Origin of the sequence: Fertoeibacter niger (assembly GCF_009380135.2) — a bacterium.
Classification (GTDB): domain Bacteria; phylum Pseudomonadota; class Alphaproteobacteria; order Rhodobacterales; family Rhodobacteraceae; genus Fertoeibacter; species Fertoeibacter niger.
Window position 1 is genome coordinate 111759 of the sequence record NZ_WHUT02000003.1, and the last position, 18197, is coordinate 129955.

Here is an 18197-nt window from a genome sequence, read left to right on the forward strand (position 1 = left end):
TGGCGAAGAACAGCATGACACAATCGGATTTCCTGAAGGCCCCCTTCCCTGCAGCCATCGCCCTTCCGCCTGAAGAAATCACCGGCCCGCGCCGGTTCTTCAACCGCGAGCTCAGCTGGCTGGCCTTCAACTGGCGCGTGCTGGACGAGGCGTCGAACCCCGCCGTGCCGCTGCTGGAGCGTCTGCGTTTCCTGTCGATCTCGGCCACCAATCTGGATGAATTCTACATGGTGCGCGTGGCTGGCCTGCGCCAGCTGGCCCGGGCAGGCAATGCCGCGCTGTCCGAGGATGGCCGCACCCCGCTGGACCAGCTTTCGCTGATCAACGCCGATGCGCGCGGGCTGATGGCCATGCAGCAGACGGTGTTCAACCGCCTGAAGAAAGAGATGGAAGAGCAGGGTATTACCATCCTGACCCGCTCCAAACTGACCGCCCGCGACCTGAAACACCTGGAGGAACATTTCCTGCACAAGGTGTTTCCGGTGCTGTCGCCGCTGGCCATCGACCCGGCGCATCCCTTCCCGTTCATCCCCAACCTTGGCTTCTGTCTGGCGCTGGAACTGGAACGTGTCAGCGACCGGCGCACGTTGCAGGCCCTCCTGCCGATCCCGCAGCAGATTTCGCGCTTTGTCGTGCTGCCCGGCAACCCGGGCGAGCACCGCGTCCTGCCGCTGGAAGAGCTGCTGCTGCTGCACCTGAACATGCTGTTCCCCGGTTACACCGATCGCGGGCATTGCAGCTTCCGCGTGCTGCGCGACAGCGATCTGGAGGTCGAGGACGAGGCCGAAGATCTGGTGCGCGAATTTGAAACCGCGCTGAAACGCCGCCGCCGGGGCGACGTGATCCGCCTGAAGATCAGCACAGGCGCCCCCGAAGAACTGCGCGCCCTGATCATGGAAGAGCTGGGCGTCGCCACCGATGAGGTGGTCGAGGTGCGCGGGCTGCTGGGCGTTGCCGATCTGAAGGAACTGATCCTGTCCAACCGCAAGGATCTGCTGTGGCCCTCCTTCAGCCCGCGTGTGCCCGAACGGGTGGAGGATCACGACGGCGACATGTTCGCCGCGATCCGGCAAAAGGACATGCTGCTGCACCACCCCTATGAAACCTTCGACATGGTTATCCGGTTTCTGGAACAGGCGGCGCGTGACCCCAATGTTCTGGCCATCAAGCAGACGCTTTACCGCACCAGCTGGGACAGCCCCGTTGTCAGCGCGCTGTGCGAGGCGGCCGAGGCGGGCAAATCGGTGACGGCGCTGGTGGAACTGAAGGCGCGGTTCGACGAGGCTGCCAACATCCGCCAGTCGCGGCGGCTGGAACGGGCGGGCGCGCATGTGGTTTACGGCTTCATGCACCTGAAAACCCACGCGAAAATCAGCACCGTGGTGCGGCGCGAGGGTGAAAATCTGGTGACCTACACCCATTACGGCACCGGCAACTATCACCCGATCACCGCACGCATCTATACCGACCTGTCGTTCTTCACCTGCGATGCGGCGCTGGGGCGCGATGCGACCAAGGTGTTCAACTATCTGTCGGGCTATGTGCAGCCCGAGGGGCTGGAAAACCTGGCCATCTCGCCCACCACGCTGAAGCCCCGCCTGCTGGACCTGATCGCCGCCGAGGCCGACCATGCCCGCGCAGGCCGCCCGGCGCAGATCTGGGGCAAGATCAACTCGATGATCGAGCCCGAGGTGATTGATGCGCTTTATGCCGCCAGCCAGGCCGGGGTGCAGATCAGCCTTGTGGTGCGTGGCATCTGCGGGCTGCGCCCCGGGGTGCAGGGCCTGTCGGAAAACATCCGGGTGAAATCGGTGGTGGGGCGGTTCCTGGAACACAGCCGCATCGTGTGTTTCGGCAATGGCCACGGGCTGCCGTCGGATCAGGCGCGGGTGTTCTTCTCGTCTGCCGACTGGATGGGGCGCAACCTGAACCGCCGCGTCGAAACGCTGGTAGAGGCGCATAACCCCACGGTGAAAGACCAGATCGTCGGGCAGATCATGGCGGCCAACATGGCCGATACCGCGCAAAGCTGGGTCTTGCAGCCCGATGGCCAGTATGTGCGGGAATTGCCCGAAGGCGATCGCGTGCTGTTCAACTGCCACCGGTTCTTCATGGAAAACCCGTCGCTGTCGGGCCGTGGCACCGCCGGGGCCAAGGACGTGCCGCGTCTGGCCGCACTTTACAAGGACAGTCTGGCAGAGGAAACGCAGGCCGACACGGCCATGCTGCAGGCCGCGCAGAGCGACGAGCCCACAGCCTGAGATCTGCCGTGCCGTCAAGACAACGGATGCCGGTTGACCATGCCGCAACCAGGCGGCATGGTCGCGCGCACGACCGAGCCGGAGACTCTGCCATGACCGACGCCGCTGAACCCGCCGCCGCCGACGGGGGTGCCGACGAATACGGTCCCTTTGGCCGTCCGTTGTTCGAAGACCCCTCCGCCCGGGCGCTCAGCCGGGTGGGCGTGGTGGATGTGGGATCAAACTCTGTCCGCATGGTGGTGTTTGACGGGGCTGCCCGCTCACCCGCCTATTTCTACAATGAAAAGGTGATGTGCGGGCTGGGTCAGGGGCTGGCGGAAACCGGCCTCTTGAACCCGCGCGGGCGCGAACGCGCGCTTGCCGCCTTGCGCCGCTTTTCCCTTCTGGCCAAGGGGATGGACATTCACCCCATGACCGTGGTGGCCACCGCCGCCGTGCGCGAAGCGGCCGATGGCCCGGCGTTTCAGGAACAGGTGCTGCGCGAAACCGGGCTGAACATGTGGGTCATCGACGGCGATGAAGAGGCCCGCCTGTCGGCGCAGGGCGTGCTGCTTGGCTGGCCCGAGGCCACGGGAATCGTTTGCGACATCGGCGGCAACTCGATGGAACTGGCCCGGATCGGCGGAGGTCAGGTGGGGCGGCGCGCCACATCACCGCTGGGCCCGTTCCGCCTGCAACAGGTGTCCGGCGGCGTGAAGGAACGGCAGGCCCATATCGCCGGCATTCTTGACGGCCTGCATGACCTTATCAAACCAGAAGGCGACCGCATCTATCTGGTGGGCGGCTCGTGGCGGGTGATCGCGCGGCTTGACATGGAACGGCGCGGCTACCCGCTGACCGTGCTGCATGAATACCGCATGCAGCCCAAGGCCTTGCTGGACACGCTGGACTGGATCGGCACCTCTGACCTTGGCGCGCTGCGGGTGCGCACCGGCACCTCGACCGAGCGGATGGAACTGGTGCCGCTGGCCTGCGAGGTCTTGCGCGAACTGGTCCGCATCTTCAAACCGCGCGAGATCGACGTGTCGGCCTACGGCATCCGCGAGGGGCTTCTTTATGAACAGATGCCCGAAACCCTGCGCGCCCGCGACCCGCTGATCGAGGCCGCCCGCGTGGCCGAGGCCACATCGGCCCGGATGCCGGGCTTTGGCAAGAAGCTTTACACCTTCCTGTCGCCGTTGTTCGAGGCTGCCCCGCCCGAGCGCCAGCGCCTGGTAAAGGCCGCCTGCCTGCTGCATGACACGACTTGGCGCGCGCATCCCGATTACCGGGCCGAGGTCTGTTTCGACAATGCCACCCGGGCCAATCTGGGCGGGTTGGATCATCCGGGCCGGGTGTTTCTGGGCCTGGCGCTGCTGCACCGCTACAAGAACAGCCGTTCGGGATCACGGCTGGAACCGCTTTTCCGGTTGCTGACCGACGAGGAAGTGCAAGAGGCCGAGGTGCTGGGCAAGGCCATGCGCTTTGGCGCGATGTTCTCGATTGCCGATCCGGCGCAGGCGGGCAGCCTGACCTGGCAGCCGAAAAAGCGCATCCTGGGTCTGGCACTGACCCCGCACGGCGAGGGGCTGTTCGGCGAAGTGGCGCAGGCGCGGTTCAAGTCTTTGACCAGCGCCTTGCGGGCGACGGGCGAGATCACGCAGGCCGCGACCTGATGCTGCTGCTGGACCATCTGGCGGTTGCGGCGGAAACGCTGGACGAGGGTGTGGCGGCGGTCGAGGCGGCCTTGGGCGTGGCGCTGGCTGGTGGTGGCCAGCACCCCCACATGGCCACGCACAACCGGCTGCTGGGGCTGGGTGATCTTTATCTGGAGGTGATCGCCGCCGATCCCGGCGCCCCTGCCCCGGCCTGGCCGCGCTGGTTCGACCTTGACCGTTTCACTGGCCGCCCGCGCCTGACGAACTGGGTGGCGCGCTGCAATGATCTGGAGGGGGAGGTGGCCCTGTCGCCCGCCGGCGTGGGTGTGCCGGTCGATCTCGCGCGCAGCGATTTCCGCTGGCGCATGGCCGTGCCCGCGGATGGCTGCCTGCCCTTCGACGGCTGCTTTCCCGCGCTGATCCAGTGGCAGGGGGCGGCCCACCCTGCCCTGCGCCTGCCCGAATGCGACGTGCGCCTGACCCGCCTGGAGATTGCCCACCCCGAGGCCGATGCGCTGAATGTGCTGCTGACAGGCCGTTTCGACGAACCCCGGCTGGAGATTCTGCCCGGCCCGGCCGTTGCCCTGCGCGCCACATTTGCCACGCCGCACGGTGTGCGGGTGCTGGAATGACCGCTGTGCATTCGCAGCATTTCCTGACCTGACAGCGCGCGCGGCGCAGGTTATGCTGTGCCCATGTCGATCTGGAGCCGCATCACCGCCGCGCTTTCCGCCCTCGCCGCCGGTGAAGGGCTTTCGGCGGTGTTTGACCGGTTGCGCACCCCGCCAGAACGCTCGGTCGGCTTTACCATCGCCGTGATCGCGCTGGGGGCCAAGATGGCCAAGGCCGATGGCGAGGTGACGCGGGATGAGGTGACGGCCTTTCGTCAGGTTTTCGCCGTGCCCGAGGGCGAAGAGGCGAATGCCGCCCGCGTGTTCAATCTGGCGCGGCAGGATGTGGCGGGCTTTGATGCCTATGCCCGCAAGATCCGCGCGATGTTTCGCGACGATGACCGTATCCTGATCGACCTGATGGAAGGGCTGTTCCACATTTCCGTCTCGGACGGTGCCTATCACCCCAAGGAGGATGAATTTCTGGCCGAAGTTGCCGGGATTTTCGGCATCAACGAGCGGTCGTTCCGCGCGGTGCGCGCGCGATTCGTGCCGGGTTGCGCGCGCGACCCCTATGATGTGCTGGGCGTGGCCCCCGATGCCGCCCTTGACGACATCCGCACCGCCTGGAAACGCGCGGTGCGCGACAGCCACCCCGACGGCATGATGGCGCGCGGTGTGCCCGCCGAGGCGGTGAAACTGGCCGAACGCCGGATGATCGACATCAATGCCGCATGGGACGAGATCCGCGCAAAGCAGCCCGCCTGATGGGAAAGCTGCGCATCGCCACCTACAATGTCGAATGGTTCAATTCGCTGTTTGATGACAACGGGCGGCTGTGGGATGATGCCGAACGCTCTGCCCGGCATGGGGTGACGCGCGCGCAGCAGACGGCGGCGCTGGCGCAAGTGTTTGCCGCGCTGGATGCCGATGCGGTGACAGTGATCGAAGCACCGGATCAAGGGTCGCGCCGGTCAACCGTCACGGCGCTGGAACGGTTTGCCAAACGGTTCGGCCTGCGCGCCCGCCGCGCCATCATCGGTTTCACCAGCGAGACCGAGCAGGAGATTGCCCTGCTTTACGACCCCGACCGGCTGAGTGCGCGGCACGACCCGCAAGAGGCGGCCAAGGCCCCGCGTTTCGACGGCGTGTTCCGGTTCGACATCGACGCCGATGCCGCCCCCGAACCGATCCGCTTTTCCAAACCGCCGCTGGAACTGGTGCTGACGGTGGACGGACGCGAACTGCGGCTGATCGGCGTGCATGCCAAATCGAAAGCCCCGCATGGCGCGCGGAGTGACGCGGAACGCATCCGCATTTCCATCGACAACCGCCGCAAGCAACTGGCGGAATGCGTCTGGCTGCGCCGCCGGGTGGTGGGCCATCTGGAGGCGGGCGACAGCCTGCTGGTGATGGGCGATTTCAACGACGGGCCGGGGCTGGACGAGTTTGAAAAGCTGTTCGGCCAGTCGGGGATCGAGATCGTGCTGGGGCAGGATGCCGCCCCCGCCCTGCAACTGACCGATCCGCATGCCCGCATGGTGCTGACGCAGAAACTGGGCGTGGCGCCTTCGACGGCACGATTCTATCTGGTAGAGCAGGAACGCTATTTCGACGCGCTGCTGGATTTCATCATGCTGTCGCCCGATCTGGCCCCGGGGGCGCGCTGGCGCATCTGGCACCCGTTCAACGACCCGGCCTGCTGGAACGACCCTGCCATGCGCGACGCCTTGCTTGCCGCGTCGGATCATTTTCCGGTGACGGTGGACCTGGTGCTGTGACCTATTTTATTCACAGAAATGCGCCTATATTGGGGGCATGAAACATCTCATCGCCCCACTTGCCCTGTGCCTGATGCTGACGCCGCTGCATGCGCAGGAGGCTGCGCCCGAAGGTGATGTTGACCAGGGCTTCAGCCTGATGGAAGAGGGGGCCAAGCTGCTGCTGCGCGGGCTGATGGAAAACATGGAACCGGCGCTGGACGACATGGGCCAGGCCTTGACCGAACTGGAACCCGCGCTGCGCGAGCTGATGGTGATGATCGGCGACCTGCGCAACTATGAAGCGCCGGAAAAGCTGCCGAATGGTGACATCATTATCCGGCGCAAACCGGATGCGCCTATGGCTAAGCCAGCACCGGAGGTGCCGGATATGTCACCGGACGCGGATATCGAGCTGTAGCTGTTGCTGCGGAGGCGGGGGGCTGACTGCCCCCCGCACCCCCCGTGGATATTTGGGTCTGGAAAGAGGGGAAAGAACGCCTCATCGCATTGCGCGGGGCGGCATTACGTCCGGGCTGCCCGGATCAGGCGCAGGATATCCTTGGCCGCATCGGGGATGTTGGTGCCGGGACCGAAGATCGCCTTTACCCCATGGTCATAGAGAAACTGGTAATCCTGCTGCGGGATGACACCGCCGCAGATCACCAGAATGTCGCCGGCCCCTGCCTCCTTCAGCGCTGCAATCAGTTTCGGGGCCAGTGTTTTATGCCCCGCTGCCTGTGACGAGATGCCGATGACATGCACGTCATTGTCGATGGCGTCCTGCGCGGCCTCTTCCGGCGTCTGGAAAAGCGGGCCGACATCGACATCGAAACCGATGTCGGCAAAGGCGGTGGCGATGACCTTGGCCCCCCGGTCATGCCCGTCCTGGCCCATTTTCACCACCAGCATGCGGGGGCGGCGGCCTTCTTCTTCGGCAAAGGCCTCGACATCGGATTGAATGGCGGCAAAGCCGGCATCGCCCTCATAGGCGGCGCCATAGACACCGGCGAGGGTTTTCACCTCGGCGCGGTGGCGGCCAAAGATTTTCTCCATCGCCATGCTGATTTCCCCCACTGTGGCGCGGGCGCGGGCTGCGGTCACGGCGGCTTCCAGCAGATTGCCGCCTTCCGCCGCGCGGCGGGTCAATTCATCCAGCGCGGCGGTGCAGGCCGCCTGATCACGCGTGGCGCGGATATGGGTCAGGCGGGCGACCTGCCCGATCCGCACCTTGTCATTGTCGATATCCAGAATGTCGATCGGGTCTTCCTCGGCCAGCCGGTATTTGTTGACGCCGACGATCACATCCTCGCCCCGGTCAATCGCCGCCTGCCGCCGCGCCGCCGATTCCTCGATGCGCAGCTTGGGCATGCCGCTGGCCACGGCCTTGGTCATGCCGCCCATCGCCTCGACCTCTTCGATCAGCGTCCATGCCTCATCGGCCAGTTGCGCGGTCAGGCTTTCGACATAGTAGGAACCGGCCAGCGGATCGACCACCTTCGTGACGCCGGTTTCCTCTTGCAATATCAACTGCGTATTGCGCGCGATGCGCGAGGAGAACGCCGTGGGCAGGCCCATCGCCTCGTCCAGCGCATTGGTGTGCAGGCTTTGCGTGCCGCCCAGCACCGCCGCCAGCGCCTCATAGGCGGTGCGCACCACGTTGTTGTAGGGGTCAGCCTCTTGCAGCGACACGCCCGAAGTCTGGCAGTGCGTGCGCAGCATCAGGCTTTCGGATTTTTGCGCGCCGAATTCGGTCATGATCCGGTGCCACAGCAGCCGCGCCGCCCTGAGCTTGGCCGCCTCCATGAAGATATTCATGCCGATGGCAAAGAAGAACGACAGCCGCCCGGCAAAGGCATCCACATCCATGCCGCGCGCAATTGCCGTGCGCACATATTCGCGCCCGTCGGCCAGGGTAAAGGCCAGCTCCTGCACCAGATTGGCCCCCGCCTCCTGCATGTGATAGCCGGAAATCGAGATGGAGTTGAACTTGGGCATCTCGGCGCTGGTGTATTCGATGATGTCCGCGATGATCCGCATCGAGGGTTCGGGCGGATAGACATAGGTGTTGCGCACCATGAATTCTTTCAGAATGTCATTCTGGATGGTGCCCGACAGGGCCGCGCGTGGCACGCCCTGTTCCTCGCCCGTCACGATGAAACTGGCCAGGATCGGGATCACCGCGCCATTCATCGTCATGGAAACGCTGACCTTTTCCAGCGGGATCGCATCGAAGAGAATCTTCATGTCTTCAACCGAGTCGATCGCCACCCCGGCCTTGCCCACATCGCCCACCACGCGCGGGTGATCGGAATCGTAGCCCCGGTGCGTCGCCAAGTCGAAGGCCACCGACACGCCCTGCTGCCCTGCGGCCAGCGCACGGCGATAAAATGCGTTCGATTCCTCGGCGGTGGAAAACCCGGCATATTGCCGGATCGTCCAGGGCCGCCCGGCATACATCGTGGCCCGCACGCCGCGGGTAAAGGGTGCCAGCCCCGGCAGGCTGCCCATATGCGGCAGAGCGTCGGTATCCGCAGACGTATACAGCGGCTTGACCGCAATACCCTCCAGCGTCTGCCACGTCAGGCTGTCAGGACTGCGGCCCTTCAGCTCTTTTTCCGCCAGCCTGCGCCAGCCCTCCAGCTTTTCGGTCATCGGGACGGTCCCTTTTCCTGCGGCAGGGGCCCTGCCCCCGCGATGAGCCTTTGGTTCCCGCCCCATCTGCCCTATATGAAAGGGACAGGAGGACGCATGAAACCACTTTACATCTTTGTTCTTGCAGCATTCCTGCCGCTGGCCGTGCTGGCGCAGGACGCGCCCCTCGACACGCCTCTTGATGCGGCGGCGGTCACACGGGACGAATTGCTTTGGCTGAAGCGCCCTGTCGTTGTGTTTGCAGACAGCCCCGCGGACCCCTCATTCGAGGCGCAGATGCGGCTGTTGGCCGATGAACCCGGGGCATTGGCAGAGCGCGATGTGGTGGTGATCACCGATACCGATCCGGCTGCCCGTTCGGACTGGCGCCAGAAACTGCGGCCACGCGGATTTTCGCTGGTGATCATGGACAAGGACGGCGAGGCGAAACTGCGCAAGCCCCTGCCATGGAGCGTGCGCGAGATCAGCCGCGCCATCGACAAATTCCCCATCCGGCGCGAGGAGTTGCTGGAACAATATCCGGCGGGGCGCTGAGCGGCATGCCGCAGCGCGCGTGTCGTGTTGACCGCCCCGCCCCGCATGTCACTCGAACTCCATGATGATGTCGTCCACCCTCAGGCTGGCCCCGGCGCTGGCGCTGATCTTCTTCACCACGCCACGGCGCTCGGCCTTCAGGATGTTTTCCATCTTCATCGCCTCCACCGTGGCCAATGCCTGCCCTTCCTGAACCTCGTCGCCCTCGGCCACGTTGATCTTCACCACCAGCCCCGGCATCGGGCACAACAGGAAACGCGACGTGTCGGGCGGCATTTTTTCCGGCATCAGCAGCGCCAGTTCGGCCGCGCGCGGGGTGCGCACATGGCATTTCAGATCGGCCCCGCGCAGCCGCAGACGAAAGCCCGAGGGGATCTTGCCCACCTTCATCACCAGCGGCGTGCCATCAACCAACAGCCGCGCCAGCGGTTGCCCGGGCGTCCAATCGGATGTCACCCGCAGCGCCGCGCCATCGGCAAACGTGACGGTTGACCCGTCACGGTCGGGCGCGAGGGTCACGCGATGCGCCACATCCTGCAGCGTCACGACCCAGTCACGGCCCACCTTGCGCTCGTGATTGTCCATCGTGCCGGAAATGCGGGTGCGGCGCACCTCAGCCACGAAATTCATCGCACAGGCCGCGGCCGCGGCGCGGCGCAAGGTTGAACTGTCCAGCACAGCGCCTTGAAATCCTTCGGGATATTCCTCGGCGATAAAGGCGGTTGTGATGTTGCCCGATACAAACCGCGGGTGGTCCATCACTGCGGCGACGAAGGGCAAATTGTGCCCGATGCCCTCGACCTCGAACGTGTCCAGCGCCAGCCGCATCGCCTCGATACTTTGCAAACGGGTTGGCGCCCATGTGCAAAGTTTGGCAATCATGGGGTCATAGTACATGCTGATCTCGCCGCCCTCGAACACGCCAGTATCGTTGCGCACAACAACCTCGGCACTGGCGCTTTCCACCGGTGGGCGGTAGCGGGTCAGTCGCCCGATGGAGGGCAGGAAATTGCGGTAGGGATCCTCGGCGTAAAGCCGGCTTTCCATTGCCCAGCCGTTGATTTGCAAATCACCTTGTGCAAATGGCAAAGCCTGCCCCGCAGCCACCCGGATCATCTGTTCCACCAGATCGACGCCGGTGATCAGTTCGGTGACCGGATGTTCAACCTGCAACCGGGTGTTCATCTCCAGAAAATAGAAGTTCCGCGCGCCATCCACGATGAATTCCACCGTGCCTGCCGATGTATAGCCCACGGCCCGGGCCAGCGCGCAGGCTTGTTCGCCCATCGCCTTGCGGGTCGCGGCATCAAGGAAGGGTGAGGGCGCCTCTTCGATCACCTTCTGGTTCCGCCGCTGAATCGAGCATTCGCGTTCGTGCAGGTAAACACAGTTGCCATGGCTGTCGGCCAGCACCTGAATTTCGATGTGCCGGGGTTGCGTCACAAATTTCTCGATGAAGATCCGGTCATCGCCAAAGCTGGCCGCCGCCTCGTTCTTGGACGACTCGAAGCCTTCCTTGACCTCGCTCTCGCTCCAGGCAATGCGCATGCCCTTGCCCCCGCCCCCGGCCGAGGCCTTGATCATCACCGGATAGCCCACCTGCCCTGCGATTTTCACCGCGTCATCCGCATCGGCAATAAGGCCCATGTAGCCCGGCACAGTCGAAACCCCGGCCTCTTGCGCGATTTTCTTCGAGGTGATCTTGTCACCCATCGCTTCGATGGCTGATGACGGCGGTCCAATGAAAACAACGCCCTCGGCCTCCAGCGCCGCCGCAAAGGCCCGGTTTTCCGACAGGAACCCATAGCCCGGATGCACCGCCTCGGCCCCGCTGGCCCGCACCGCCGCCATGATCTTGTCGATCACGATATACGATTGGTTCGCCGGGGACGCCCCGATATGCACCGCCTCATCCGCCATTTTCACATGCAGCGCGTTTCGGTCGGCGTCGGAATAGACCGCCACCGTGGCAATGCCCATCTTGCGGGCGGTCTTGATGACGCGGCAGGCAATTTCGCCACGGTTGGCGATCAGGATCTTCTTGAACATGGCGGTCCCTTGTCAGACAGGCCCCGGACAGGGCCCAAAAACGGAAAAGACCACCCGGGCGCAGGCCCGGATGGTCTTTGCAAATTGCAGATGCTGCGGTTAGCAGCTTTGCCGTCAGTTGCAGGCAGGCAGGCCAGGGATGCCGCAGGACACGCCACCCGCCACTGCGCCAATGAGCGCGCCGCGCGTGCGGCTGCCGCCCGTGGCATCGGCGATAAGCGCACCGGCGGCGGCCCCGCCAACCGTGCGCACGGCGGCATTGTTGGCCGCGTTGCTGTAGCCCCTGCCATAGGGGTCGGTGCAGCCTGCCACGGCTGTGGCCATGAGGGCGGCGGCGAAAAGGGGGATGTAGCGCATTCTGCTCGGTCTCCATTGCAGGTTATTATGAAAACCGATTTTACCTCAACGCCTTGCCGGGGAAAGCGCAAAAGCCGGGCGGCGCCGGCATCGGCAATTCGGCGCGCATCGCCGCAAAAAAGCGACCCAACCCCGCAGAGGTCAGGCCGCAAGACAGGGCAAGAGGCACGTTGGTTGCAGCAAGAGACGACGGCGCAGGCCGCCGCCCGCGGCCCAGCCTGCCGCGCGCGCCCGGCCAAGGCAAAGCCGATATGCACAGGCCCCGCTCTAAACGCGGAACTCTGCCGTATTGCCAAGGGCTTGCGCGAAAACATGCCTAGTCGTCCCCGTCTTCGTCGGCCCAATCAGGCAGCGGCGGGGCATCGGGGGAAAAGACCTCGGGAAAGGCCGCCTCGGCCCGTTTGCGGTCGATGCGCAGCAGCGCGTCATAGCTTTCGGGGTCAAACGGGTCTTCGGCGGGAACCACTTCACGGCCGAAAAGCCACGAGATCCGCCCCGCATCCAGATTGCCGCGCTCGAACGGTTCCTCACCAAAATGCGCCCAAAGCGCCGCCATGAAGCCTGCGTCGGCCGCACGGTCCATCGCCTTGCGGTCGCGGTAGCGCTCGCGCTTTATGATTTTTGTCGCGCCCTCTTTGCTGGCACGGCGGATGACAAACTGAAAATCGGTGCCGGTCAGGCGGCCTGGGAAGCCGCGGTGCTTGATCATCGCGCAGCCTCCCCGGACCGGAGGGCGCGGAACAGGGCGGACCGGGGGAAAACCCCGCAGGCCCGCCCCGGAACCTTACTTGTATTTGCCTGTGTAGACCGGCTCGGTCGAAACCGGGGTGTCCACATAGACAATTTCTTCTTCTTTCGCGGCGCATGCGGCAACAAAAGCCACCATGCACATTGCGAAAACGATACGCGTGCTCTTCGACATCCTCTACTCCTGTATTCTTGGGGGGCCGGCGGAAGCGTTGCTACGCCCCTCCGCCCCCAATGCGAGGTATAGACCGCTTGGGTTCGGCCTGCACGAATCGTATCTGATACGGAAACGATTTGACACAGCCTTCTGTCCAAGCCGCCCCCCTGTGACCGCGCTACATCAGCCACCGGCAAGAAGCCGCCCGCAGCCACAACATTTTGTGTTGGCATCAGAATGCCTCCCAGATGCAGAGGCCATCCGCGATGCTGAAAGCCTCGAAAAATTGAGTTGCCGCCGGGTCGGATTCGCCAAACGGCACCGGGCGGTCGGCCAGGCTGATCACGACCTGCGCCGGGGCCGGGCCGAAATCGGCAATCCGCGGCAAGGCGTAGCTTTCGCACAGCGCCTGCATGTCGGCGACGGCCGCATCAAAGCCGACGCTGCCGCCCTCGCGCGCGATCTGCGGTGCCAGAAAGCGAAAGCGCAGCGTCAGCCCTTCGGGACCTGGTGCGTTCCACACCACGTCCAGCAGTTGCACGGGCTGGCCAGAGGGCACGGCAATCGGCCCATCGGTTGCGGGCAGGTTCACCCCCCCCTCAAGCTGCACCAGCAGCGGGCGACCGCCGGTCATCGCCCGTTACCGCAGGCTGAATTCGTGTCAATGTGCATCCGAGGCGTCCTTTCCGGCTGGGGTCACAGCGGAATGTTATCGTGCTTTTTCCAAGGATTGCTGAGTTTCTTGCCGCGCAGCGCCGCAAAAGCGCGTGCCACGCGGCGACGCGTTGAATGCGGCAGGATCACCTCGTCGATGAACCCACGTTCGGCGGCCACGAAGGGGTTTGCAAACCGCGCCTCATAGTCCTTTGCACGTTGTGCGATCTGCGCCGGATCACCCAACTCGCTGCGATACAGGATCTCGCTCGCCCCCTTGGCCCCCATCACCGCAATTTCGGCGGTGGGCCAGGCGTAATTCACATCGCCGCGCAGATGTTTTGACGCCATCACGTCATAGGCCCCGCCATAGGCCTTGCGGGTGATTACCGTCACCTTCGGCACCGTCGCCTCGCCATAGGCGAACAGCAGCTTCGCGCCGTGTTTGATGACACCGCCCAATTCCTGCGCTACACCGGGCAAAAAGCCGGGCACATCCACCAGCGTCAGGATCGGGATCTCGAAGGCGTCGCAGAACCGCACGAAACGCGCGGCCTTGCGGCTGCTGTCAATGTCAAGACAACCCGCCAGCACCATGGGCTGATTGGCCACCACGCCCACGCTGCGGCCTTCGAGACGCAAGAAACCTATGATGATGTTCGCCGCGTAATCCTTTTGAATCTCGAAGAAATCGCCCTCATCGGCCAGTTTGAGGATCAGCTCTTTCATGTCATAGGGCTGGTTGGGGTTGTCGGGGATCAGCGTATCCAGGCTGTTCTCGACCCGCGCCACGTCATCAAAGAACGGCCGCACCGGCCCTGCCGTCCGGTTCGACAACGGCAGGAAATCAATCAGCCGCCGCGCCTCGGCCAATGCCTCCACATCGTTTTCAAACGCCCCGTCCGCGACCGAGGATTTCTTGGTATGGGTGGACGCCCCGCCCAGATCCTCTGCCGTAACCACCTCATTCGTCACGGTTTTCACCACATCCGGGCCGGTCACGAACATATAGGACGTGTCTTTCACCATGAATATGAAATCGGTCATGGCGGGAGAGTAGACCGCGCCGCCTGCACAGGGGCCCATGATCAGGCTGATCTGCGGCACCACGCCCGAGGCCAGCACATTGCGCTGGAACACTTCGGCATAGCCCGCAAGGCTGGCCACGCCTTCCTGGATGCGCGCACCGCCGGAATCATTGATGCCGATCACCGGCGCACCGTTTTGCAAAGCCATGTCCATGATCTTGCAAATCTTCTGCGCATGGGTTTCCGACAAGGAGCCGCCGAACACTGTAAAGTCCTGGCTGAAGACATATACCATGCGACCGTTGACAGTGCCCCAGCCCGTCACGACGCCGTCACCCGCCGGCCGGTCGGCCTCCATCCCGAAATCGGTGCAACGATGGCGCACGAACATGTCGTATTCCTCGAACGAGCCGTCATCCAGCAGCAGTTCGATGCGTTCGCGTGCGGTCAGCTTGCCCTTGGCATGCTGTGCCGCCACACGGTGCGCGCCACCGCCGCTGCGGGCCACAGCACGGCGCTGTTCCAACTGCGCGAGAATGTCATTCATGGCCTTGCCCCCTCAATGCAGCCGCAGCATAGTGCGGCCATCCCGGCTCTGAAAGTGGATTTCAGAAAATTTGCAAACTATTGGCAATGCCATGGCAGCAAATTGCATATCAGCAAACTGAGGTATCATGCCATCCATCCCCGTCCCCGTGTTGACCATCGGTCTGCTGCTGGCGTCGAACATCTTCATGACCTTCGCCTGGTATGGCCATCTGAAATACAAGGCCACCCCACTGCTGACGGTGATCCTGATCAGCTGGGGCATCGCATTTTTCGAGTATCTGCTGCAGGTTCCCGCAAACCGGATCGGACACGGGCATTTTTCAGCCGCAGAATTGAAGACGATTCAAGAGGTTATCACCCTTTTGGTCTTTGCCGCCTTTTCGGTATTCTTCCTGAAAGAGCCTTTGACATGGAATCATCTGGTCGGCTTTGCCTTCATCGCCTGCGGTGCGTTCTTCATCTTTCACAAATGGGCCTGACCTGCGCGCGCCCGTCCGCTGTGGACAATCCCGGCCGGGCGTCCTAGCTCTTCGCCATGAGCACACATGCCCCCGTCCGGTTTCTAGACCGCACCACCCCGCCGCATATCGTCACCCTTGTGCTGTTGGCGGGCCTGTCAGCGCTGACCATGAACATCTTCCTTCCATCGTTGCCCGGCATGGCGGCGTGGTTTGAGGTGCCCTATCCGCTGATGCAGCTGTCTGTTGCACTTTACCTGGGGCTCAGCGCGGTTTTGCAAATTCTGGTGGGACCAATTTCCGACCGTTATGGCCGCCGCAGTGTCATCCTGTGGGCCATGGGGCTGTTTTTGCTGGCGACGATCGGCACGTTGCTGGCTCCGAATGCCACGGTCTTTCTGGCCTTCCGCATGGCACAGGCGGTTATCGCCGCCGGCATGGTCCTGAGTCGGGCCGTGGTCCGCGACATGGTGCCCGATGAACAGGCCGCCTCGATGATCGGCTATGTGACGATGGGCATGTCGCTGGTGCCGATGATCGGGCCGGTGATCGGCGGCGTGCTGGATGATTTTTTCGGCTGGCAGGCGAATTTTGCGCTGCTTCTGGTGCTTGGGCTGCTGGTTTTCGCGCTGGTCTGGGCCGATCTGGGTGAAACGGCGGCCCTCAACCGGCTGGGATTTGCAGCGCAATTGCGGCAGTATCCCGAGCTTCTGACGTCGCGGCGCTTCTGGGGCTATGCTTTGTGCGCGGCATTCACATCGGGTTGCTTCTTTGCCTATCTGGGCGGGGCGCCGTTTGTCGGAACCGAGGTATTCGGCCTATCCTCATCGCAGGTCGGCGTATATTTTGCTGCACCTGCAGTAGGTTACGCTATCGGCAACTATCTGTCGGGCCGGTTTTCGGTGCGCTTCGGCATCAACCGGATGGTGCTGTGGGGTGTGCTTGTCACGACGGTCGGCATGGCGCTGCTGCTGGGCCTGACGCTGCTGGGCCTGCATGACCCGAATGTGTTTTTCGGCATGATCACGACGGTCGGCCTCGGCAACGGCCTGACATTGCCGAACGCCAATGCGGGCATGCTGTCGGTGCGCCCGCATCTGGCCGGCACGGCCTCTGGCCTTGGCGGGGCGATCATGATCGGCGGGGGTGCCGCACTGGCGGCGCTGGCCGGGGCCGTGTTGCAGCCCGGGGCCAGCGAGATGCCGCTGATCGTCATCATGCTGGTCTCGGCACTGGCGGCCGTGCTGGCCATCATGGCGGTGATGCGGCGCGCGCGCGATCTGGGCCTTCCCGGTTGACGCAACACCTTTGCAAATGCGATGGTTTGCAAAGGGAGCATGGAATGGCCAGCCAGAAACTCTATGCCGGGGCAAAACTGCGGGAATTGCGCGCGACGCTGGGCGCGACGCAAAAGGCCTTTGCATCAAAGCTGGGTATCTCCCTGCCCTATCTCAACCAGATGGAGAACAACCACCGCCCGATCTCGGCCGGGGTCGTTTTGGCGCTGGCGCAGGAATTCGGGCTGGACGTGACCGTGCTGACCACAGGCGATGCGGAACGCATGGTCGCCGACATGCGCGAGGCGCTGGCTGACCCGGTGTTCGGTGCAGCAAACCCGCCGGTGGCCGATCTTCGGCTGGCCGCATCAAACGCCCCGGCCCTGGCGCGCGCCTTTCTTGACCTGCACCGCGCCTACCGCCAGACGCATGAGCAACTGGCCTCGCTGGACGAGGCGCTGGGCCGCAGCGAGGCTGCCCTGCGCCCGTCACCTTGGGAGGAAGTGCGTGATTTCTTTCACTATTGTGACAACTATCTGGACGCCATCGACCGGGCTGCCGAGCATTACTCCGCGCCGTCGGGTTTGCGCAAAGACCCGCTGTTCATCGCCAGTGACACACTGACGCGCGCGGGCGTCGATGTGCAGTTTTCCGACGAGCCGCTGATCCGCCGTTTTGACCGGCAGACCGCGGTGCTCGAGATTTCGACACGCGCCTCCGGCCCCACGCAGCGCTTCCAGATGCTGCATCAGGTGGCGTTGCTGACACAGAATGACCTTCTGGAGGCCACGCTGGATCTCGCGCGGTTCCACACGTCCGAGGCGCGCGACATTGCCAAGATCGGCCTTGCGAATTATTTCGCCGGGGCCGCGCTGCTGCCCTACCGCGCCTTTCAGCAGGCGGCGCTGGAAACCCGGCATGATCTGGAGCGTCTGGCCGACCTGTTCGGCGCCTCGATTGAACAGGTGGCGCACCGGCTGTCAACTTTGCAAAGACCGGGTGCAAAGGGTATTCCGTTTTTCTTCGTGCGTGTCGATCAGGCGGGCACCGTGACGAAACGCCACTCTGCCACCCGTTTCCAGTTCGCGCGCTATGGCGGGGCCTGCCCGTTGTGGAATGTGCACCGCGCCTTTGAGACGCCGGGCCGTTTTCTGCGGCAACTGGCCGAGACGCCGGACGGCGTGCGCTACCTGTGCCTTGCGCGTGACGTCTCGAAACCGGGCGGCTCGTTTCAGGCGCCTGTGCGGCGTTTTGCGATCGCGCTTGGCTGCGAGGTGCAGCATGCGGCTGCCTTGGTCTATGCCGATGGCCTTGATCTCAAAGGTAAATTTGAACCAATTGGCATTTCTTGCCGCATATGTGAGCGTCAGGGCTGCCACCAGCGGTCGGTGCCGCCGCTGGAGCGCCGACTGAAGGTTGACGCCGACCGGCGAGGCCTGCTGCCCTATGAGATCATCGACTGA

The 18197-nt window shown here is 63.8% G+C and carries 16 protein-coding genes and 1 pseudogene; 10 read left to right on the forward strand and 7 right to left on the reverse strand.

Annotation, left to right across the window (positions count from 1 at the left end):
* Positions 1-14 precede the first annotated feature (14 nt).
* The 6 genes and pseudogenes from GEU84_RS06155 to GEU84_RS06180 all read left to right on the forward strand — a co-directional run.
* Positions 15-2180: pseudogene (locus GEU84_RS06155) on the forward strand (RNA degradosome polyphosphate kinase); the annotation flags it as partial.
* Between the two features lie 173 nt (positions 2181-2353).
* The gene (locus GEU84_RS06160; protein WP_152824885.1) at positions 2354-3916 is read left to right on the forward strand and encodes a Ppx/GppA family phosphatase; all 1563 of its coding nucleotides are present in this window, start codon (positions 2354-2356) and stop codon (positions 3914-3916) included.
* A complete protein-coding gene (locus tag GEU84_RS06165; RefSeq protein ID WP_152824883.1) occupies positions 3916-4530 on the forward strand; it encodes a VOC family protein in 615 nt (204 codons plus the stop codon). The genes GEU84_RS06160 and GEU84_RS06165 overlap by 1 nt, the downstream gene beginning before the upstream one ends.
* A 63-nt stretch (positions 4531-4593) precedes the next feature.
* On the forward strand, positions 4594-5277 hold the full coding sequence (locus tag GEU84_RS06170) for a molecular chaperone DjiA (protein WP_152824881.1): 684 nt from the start codon (positions 4594-4596) through the stop codon (positions 5275-5277).
* Complete coding sequence (locus GEU84_RS06175; RefSeq protein ID WP_174539380.1) at positions 5274-6290, forward strand: endonuclease/exonuclease/phosphatase family protein; 1017 nt, start codon at positions 5274-5276, stop codon at positions 6288-6290. The genes GEU84_RS06170 and GEU84_RS06175 overlap by 4 nt, the downstream gene beginning before the upstream one ends.
* A gap of 37 nt (positions 6291-6327) precedes the next feature.
* On the forward strand, positions 6328-6690 hold the full coding sequence (locus tag GEU84_RS06180) for an AAA+ family ATPase (RefSeq protein ID WP_152824877.1): 363 nt from the start codon (positions 6328-6330) through the stop codon (positions 6688-6690).
* A gap of 104 nt (positions 6691-6794) precedes the next feature.
* Here GEU84_RS06180 and scpA read toward each other — a convergent pair whose 3' ends face one another.
* Positions 6795-8924: a methylmalonyl-CoA mutase gene (gene scpA, locus GEU84_RS06185; RefSeq protein ID WP_152824875.1), complete on the reverse strand. Its 2130-nt coding sequence runs from the start codon at positions 8922-8924 to the stop codon at positions 6795-6797.
* 96 nt (positions 8925-9020) lie between these two features.
* Between scpA and GEU84_RS06190 the strand changes: the two genes are divergently transcribed.
* A complete protein-coding gene (locus tag GEU84_RS06190; RefSeq protein ID WP_152824873.1) occupies positions 9021-9458 on the forward strand; it encodes a DUF4174 domain-containing protein in 438 nt (145 codons plus the stop codon).
* 48 nt (positions 9459-9506) lie between these two features.
* On the opposite strand, the gene GEU84_RS06195 is transcribed toward GEU84_RS06190, so the two are convergent.
* The 6 genes from GEU84_RS06195 to GEU84_RS06220 form a co-directional block, all read right to left on the reverse strand.
* The gene (locus tag GEU84_RS06195) at positions 9507-11507 is read right to left on the reverse strand and encodes an acetyl-CoA carboxylase biotin carboxylase subunit (protein WP_152824871.1); all 2001 of its coding nucleotides are present in this window, start codon (positions 11505-11507) and stop codon (positions 9507-9509) included.
* Between the two features lie 114 nt (positions 11508-11621).
* Positions 11622-11864: a hypothetical protein gene (locus tag GEU84_RS06200; protein ID WP_152824869.1), complete on the reverse strand. Its 243-nt coding sequence runs from the start codon at positions 11862-11864 to the stop codon at positions 11622-11624.
* A 316-nt stretch (positions 11865-12180) separates the two neighbouring features.
* Entirely contained in the window at positions 12181-12573 is a 393-nt protein-coding gene (locus tag GEU84_RS06205) for a hypothetical protein (protein ID WP_152824867.1), read from the reverse strand.
* Between the two features lie 75 nt (positions 12574-12648).
* Positions 12649-12786, reverse strand: coding sequence for a hypothetical protein (locus tag GEU84_RS06210; protein WP_152824865.1), 138 nt, complete (start codon positions 12784-12786; stop codon positions 12649-12651).
* Between the two features lie 214 nt (positions 12787-13000).
* Positions 13001-13354 (reverse strand): DUF6497 family protein, encoded by a 354-nt coding sequence (locus GEU84_RS06215; RefSeq protein ID WP_152825140.1) that lies wholly within the window; start codon positions 13352-13354, stop codon positions 13001-13003.
* A gap of 110 nt (positions 13355-13464) precedes the next feature.
* Positions 13465-14997: an acyl-CoA carboxylase subunit beta gene (locus tag GEU84_RS06220; RefSeq protein ID WP_152824863.1), complete on the reverse strand. Its 1533-nt coding sequence runs from the start codon at positions 14995-14997 to the stop codon at positions 13465-13467.
* 127 nt (positions 14998-15124) lie between these two features.
* Here GEU84_RS06220 and GEU84_RS06225 point away from each other — a divergent pair, with 127 nt between their 5' ends.
* The 3 genes from GEU84_RS06225 to GEU84_RS06235 are packed head-to-tail and all read left to right on the forward strand — an operon-like array spanning position 15125 to position 18197.
* On the forward strand, positions 15125-15478 hold the full coding sequence (locus GEU84_RS06225) for a DMT family protein (protein ID WP_152824861.1): 354 nt from the start codon (positions 15125-15127) through the stop codon (positions 15476-15478).
* A gap of 56 nt (positions 15479-15534) precedes the next feature.
* Positions 15535-16755 carry a multidrug effflux MFS transporter gene (locus GEU84_RS06230; protein ID WP_152824859.1) on the forward strand — a complete coding sequence of 407 codons (1221 nt, stop codon included), beginning with the start codon at positions 15535-15537 and terminating at the stop codon, positions 16753-16755.
* 44 nt (positions 16756-16799) lie between these two features.
* On the forward strand, positions 16800-18197 hold the full coding sequence (locus tag GEU84_RS06235) for a helix-turn-helix domain-containing protein (protein WP_152824857.1): 1398 nt from the start codon (positions 16800-16802) through the stop codon (positions 18195-18197).